The sequence below is a fragment of the Bradyrhizobium altum genome (assembly GCF_020889705.1).
In the GTDB taxonomy this organism is placed as follows: Bacteria; Pseudomonadota; Alphaproteobacteria; order Rhizobiales; family Xanthobacteraceae; genus Bradyrhizobium; species Bradyrhizobium altum.
Genome location: NZ_JACMYP010000422.1, coordinates 1 through 4,676, shown reverse-complemented (window position 1 = coordinate 4,676; position 4,676 = coordinate 1). Strand labels below are relative to the sequence as shown.

The 4,676-nt window shown below is 66.1% G+C and carries 3 protein-coding genes and 1 pseudogene; 3 read left to right on the top strand and 1 reads right to left on the bottom strand.

Translation table 11 applies throughout. The features are described 5' to 3' along the window. Nucleotides 1–1,165: 1,165 nt before the first annotated feature. Entirely contained in the window at nucleotides 1,166–2,068 is a 903-nt protein-coding gene (locus tag H8B02_RS45360) for an alpha/beta fold hydrolase (protein ID WP_229172228.1), read from the top strand. A gap of 71 nt (nucleotides 2,069–2,139) precedes the next feature. Continuing rightward, the gene (locus tag H8B02_RS45355) at nucleotides 2,140–3,018 is read left to right on the top strand and encodes an efflux RND transporter periplasmic adaptor subunit (RefSeq protein ID WP_229172227.1); all 879 of its coding nucleotides are present in this window, start codon (nucleotides 2,140–2,142) and stop codon (nucleotides 3,016–3,018) included. 210 nt (nucleotides 3,019–3,228) lie between these two features. On the opposite strand, the gene H8B02_RS45350 is transcribed toward H8B02_RS45355, so the two are convergent. Continuing rightward, on the bottom strand, nucleotides 3,229–4,083 hold the full coding sequence (locus tag H8B02_RS45350) for a caspase family protein (RefSeq protein ID WP_229172226.1): 855 nt from the start codon (nucleotides 4,081–4,083) through the stop codon (nucleotides 3,229–3,231). A 370-nt stretch (nucleotides 4,084–4,453) separates the two neighbouring features. Between H8B02_RS45350 and H8B02_RS45345 the strand changes: the two are divergent. Beyond that, a pseudogene (locus H8B02_RS45345) lies at nucleotides 4,454–4,676 on the top strand (hypothetical protein); the annotation flags it as partial.

The window sequence follows — 4,676 nt, the reverse complement described above, 5'->3', positions numbered from 1 at the left end:
CCGAAGTCGAGCGCGACGCGACCGCCATCCGCAAGAACATGGAGCGCCTGCGCGCGCTGCGCGAAGCGCGCGAGGCCCAGGCTGCGGCCGAAGCCGAACTGGCGCCGGCACCCATCGCCAGGAAGAAAGCGCGCGTGAAGCGCATCGTGCGCTGACGCTGCGCTGTGGCTGCTACAACAACCGCCGTCATTGCGAGCGAAGCGAAGCAATCGATCCCACCTCGCATACGGAACGATGGATTGCTTCGTCGCGATCGCTCCTCGCAATGACAGTATCACTCCCGTCATCCCCGCGCAAAGGCTTCGCCTTTGTCGCTGGAGGTGCGAGCGCAGCGAGCCTCGAAGGATGCACGGCCCCGCTGGTGCCGTCGTGCTTCGAGACGGCCGCGATGCGGCCTCCTCCGCATAACGGAGCGGCAGCATGACCGAGCCGCACTAGTCCCCGATCAACATTGTCAAACAGCGGAAGGGACAGGCGTTCGCGCTCTCGCGGCGCGTTGCGCCCGAGGGATGCGATCAACTCACCCTCAATGATCGTGAGAGGGCGCAGGGAAGGCCGGGCGCCGATTGCACCCATGGGTCCCGTGCAACAAAAAGCACGGGAGGTCGGACCACAGGTGAAACCGAAACATCCGGCCTTCCCTGCGCAATGGGTTACGGCTTACTTCGTGCTCTTCCCGGTGAGACCGGGCTTGCTTGTCACCGTCTTCACAAAACGCTTGCGCGTCTCACGAGGAGGCACCTGCCACTGGGGCGCCAGAACCACACGACTTCACCGTCCGCCGACCAGTGCGCTTCGCCTCGCGCGCCGCCAGCGTCCATCGCATCCCGCCGCACGTTCGTGACGATCGCGATACGCCCCTCTTGCCGGGCGGGACGGGGGAAGTTGTACAGGTGAGTTGGGGGAGATGTTCAAGAGATAAATTCTGGTATTCAGAACAATGCAAGCGGCTGGAAAATAGCAGCTGTTGCGACGTTGCTTTCATTTTCCGCGAATTCCCACGAGCCTCAAATCAACATCCAGTGAATCTGTTTGCCTCCGCAATCACGATCACGACCTCTCCCGCCCCTCCCAGGAATAACCCATCTCCCACCTCGCTCGCGTCATGACGGGCGCGCGGACACGCGCGCTTGCCGAGAACAAGAACACGCGAGGAATGGGTTTGATGACAGGTTTGGACGGGACGCGCGCTGCGGCGGCGGTGGTGACGCTGCACTGCTCGCTGGGGTCGGGACGGCAATGGACGAAGCTTGCGGGCGCGCTCGGTGGCACGCCGTTCATGGCGCCGGATATTTCCGGCTATGGCGTCGCCGCCTGCGGGCGCGACTGGCCGCGGACGCTGGAAGGCGAGATCGCGCGGCTCGAGCCCTGGCTCGCCAAGGCCAGGGGGCCGATCCATCTGGTCGGGCATTCCTATGGCGGGGCGATCGTGTTTCGGCTGGCGACCGCATCGCACTATGCGCATCGCATCCGCAGCCTGACGCTGATCGAACCTGTACTTCCGACGTTGCTGCGCGACGGGTCCGCGGACACGCGGCTGTACGATCGCTTCGCGCGGATCGCGCAGGTGGTGTCGCAGGATATTTTCGACGGCGCGGTGCTGGAGGCGGTCGAGGCGTTCACCGCGTTCTGGGCCGGCTCCGGCCCGCGCGAGCAGTTCTCGCCGAGCGGGCGGCTGCGGATGATCGAGCAGGCCGGCAAGCTGCCTTACGATTTCAACGCCGCGCTCGATCTCGACGGCGTGGCGGCGACCGCGCGTGCCTTGCGGGTGCCGACGCTATTGGTGTCGGGCGGGCTGTCGCCCTATGTGACGCAGCGCATTGTCGCAAAACTCGCCGCGATCATTGATGGCGCCGAGATGCGGCATCTGCCGGCGGCCGGCCACATGCTGCCGGTGACGCATGCCGAGCGGGTCAACCCGGAGATCCTGCGGCACATCTGGCGCGCCGAGGAGCTGGCGAAGCTGGAGTTCGCCGCTGGTGCCGGGCCGACTGAGGCGGCTGCCGCCGCGGCGCAGCCGGCTGGCTCGGCGAGGCCGCATCTGGTATTCAGGAGGGGCTTCAATTGACGCGTTTTCTTCACGCGAACCGGGTCCCCACTTCGCTCGAAAACGCGCTGCATTTTGGAAATAGTGTGCCGATGATCTTGCCTCGCCTGCGCGCTGCCGCCCTCGCCGCCTCCGCGCTGCTTCTGCTCGCGGCTTCTCCCGCGCTTGCCGCGGGTGAGGCCGACGCGGCGCCGAAGGGCGCGGCGGTGACGGTGCTGAAGGCCTCGAAATTCTGCTTCGGCAATCTCGTCGAGGTCTCGGGCATCGTGCTGCCGCGCGACGAGCAGCAGGTCCGGCCGGACCGGTTCGGCTTGAAGGTGGCGGAAGTGAAGGCCGATCCCGGCGACACCGTCACCGCCGGCCAGGTGCTGGCGCGGCTGACCGACGGCACTAACGCGGTCAACCTTACGGCGCCGGTGGCGGGCACGATCTCGGCGTCTTCGGCGATCGTCGGCGCGCCGGCTTCGGGCAAGGATGCGCTGTTCTCGATCATCGCCAGAAACGAATACGATCTGGTCGGCATGGTGCCGACCCGCGACATCGCCAAGCTGAAGACCGAGCAGACCGCGCGGCTGAAGATCATCGGCGCCGGCGAGATGGACGGCAAGGTGCGGACGATCGCGCCGACGATCGAGCCGAACAGCCAGCTCGGCCAAGTGTTCGTCGGCATCGGATCGAACCAGCGGCTGCTGGTGAATTCGTCCGGCCGCGCACAGATCAAGACCGGGCAGAGCTGCGGCGTCGCGGTGCCGCTGACCGCGATCCTCTATTCCACCGCCGGCACCGTGGTGCAGGTGGTGCGCGGCGGCCGCGTCGAGACGCGGCGGGTCGAGACCGGATTGATGTCGGCCGGCCAGGTCGAGATCCGCGACGGCATTCTGGAAGGCGACATCGTCGTCGCCCGCGCCGGCGCGCTGCTGCGCGAAGGCGATCCGGTGCGGCCGGTGGGCGCGAGCGCGGACGCGAAGTAGACGGCGCTGTATCCCACATCGTCGTCCTGGCCTAGTGCGCAATTGCGCACGGGAGCCAGGACCCATAACCACCGGCAGAAATTTTGCGAAGACTTGCAGTGGAAAGACTTGCAGTGAACGCGCGCCGCGGTACACGCAGCACGCTTCACCTCGACATCACGCGGTATGGGTCCCGGCTTTCGCCGGGACGACGTGGGGAAAGAGTCGGGCTCAGCCGCCGAGCTTGATGTCTTCCAGCAGCGACGACGACACGCTCGGCACCTGCTCGCCTTCGCTGGCGCGGGAGATCGCGACGCGGGTCTTGTTGAAGGCAGCCTCTGCGCCGGCCTGGGCGTTGAGGTTGTTGATGAGCTCGGAGACTAAGACGCTGTTGGGCGCCTTGGAATCGTCGGCGACCTTGCCCGGCGTCGTCGAGGTCAGCACGATCGTGTTCTCCGGCGGGCTGATCGGGGCGAGGCCGTGCGAGAAGGCGCGGAAGCGGCGCTCATAGGGATTGCGGCGCGAGGCATCGAGCACCACGAGCTTGGCCTTGGCACCGCGCTCCTTCATCGCCTCAAGCACGGACTCGACGCTGACGCCGGTGCGCTTGACGTCGGCTTCCTTCCAGATCGTGGCATCGACCGGGATCATGTAGCTCTCGCGGCCGACCTGCACGCCGTAGCCGCCGAAGAACAGCATCACGACGGTGTCGGGGCGGATCTTGGCCTTCATGCGCTCGACCGCGCGGAACATGTCGTCCTTGGTCGCGTCCTCGACCACGTCGACGTCAAAGCCTTCACGGCGCAGCGCCGACGACAAAGTGCGGGCATCGTTGATGGGCTGGGCCAGCGGCGCCGCGGCGTCCGGGTAATGGCCGTTGCCGATGATCAGCGCGAGGCGGGCGGAGCCGCCCGCAATGCTGCCGGTCTGCCCGGCCGTGACGGCGCCTGCGACCGTCTCCCTGGCAACATCGGGTGTCCGCTTGTTGAGCGCGGCATGGGCGCCAATCGCCAGCGACACCGTGCCGGCCACCGCCACGCAGACGGCGATGGTGCGACGGGAAATATGAAGCTGCCTAAGGTTCATAACGTTCTAGTCCCAATCTCTATCCCGATGGCGTTCGAGCGAAATCGCGCCAGTTAGTCGCGTCAGTGACGATCAGGTTTAATGGGGTTGAGGTGTGTGTGCCGTTGAATTCAGCTCAATTTGCGGCGCCGCAACAAACACTCCCTTAACCCGGCTGGACCGCCGGAGCAACCCGGTTTGCAGCATGCTGCCGCCCGGCACAGGCCATTGACGCCGTTAAGATCCCGTTACGTGACTTCGGTCACATTTGTATTCTGTACGGATTCATGTAGCTTTCCAAAGGCTTGCGAGTTTGGGGGAGGACCGGAGGAAACACCGCCGGGGGCGGCGGCGTTAACCGGCTCCTTAAGAAAGGGATGCTTTGAGCTTCTTGGGCCTTCACGAGATCGCGGGCACCGTGTGCCGGGCGCTGACCGCCAGGAAGGACGGCCCGTCGCTTTACGACGTCTGCGACCCCGTGCTGCAGGCCTATCGCGGCGGCGATGCCCATCTCGGGAAGTTCTACCGGACCGCGCTCGGCAATCCGCCGCTGCGCGCGCTGCTCCGCCGCACCGGCCTGCCCGCCCTCAACGACCTCGACCGCCTGGCGAGCC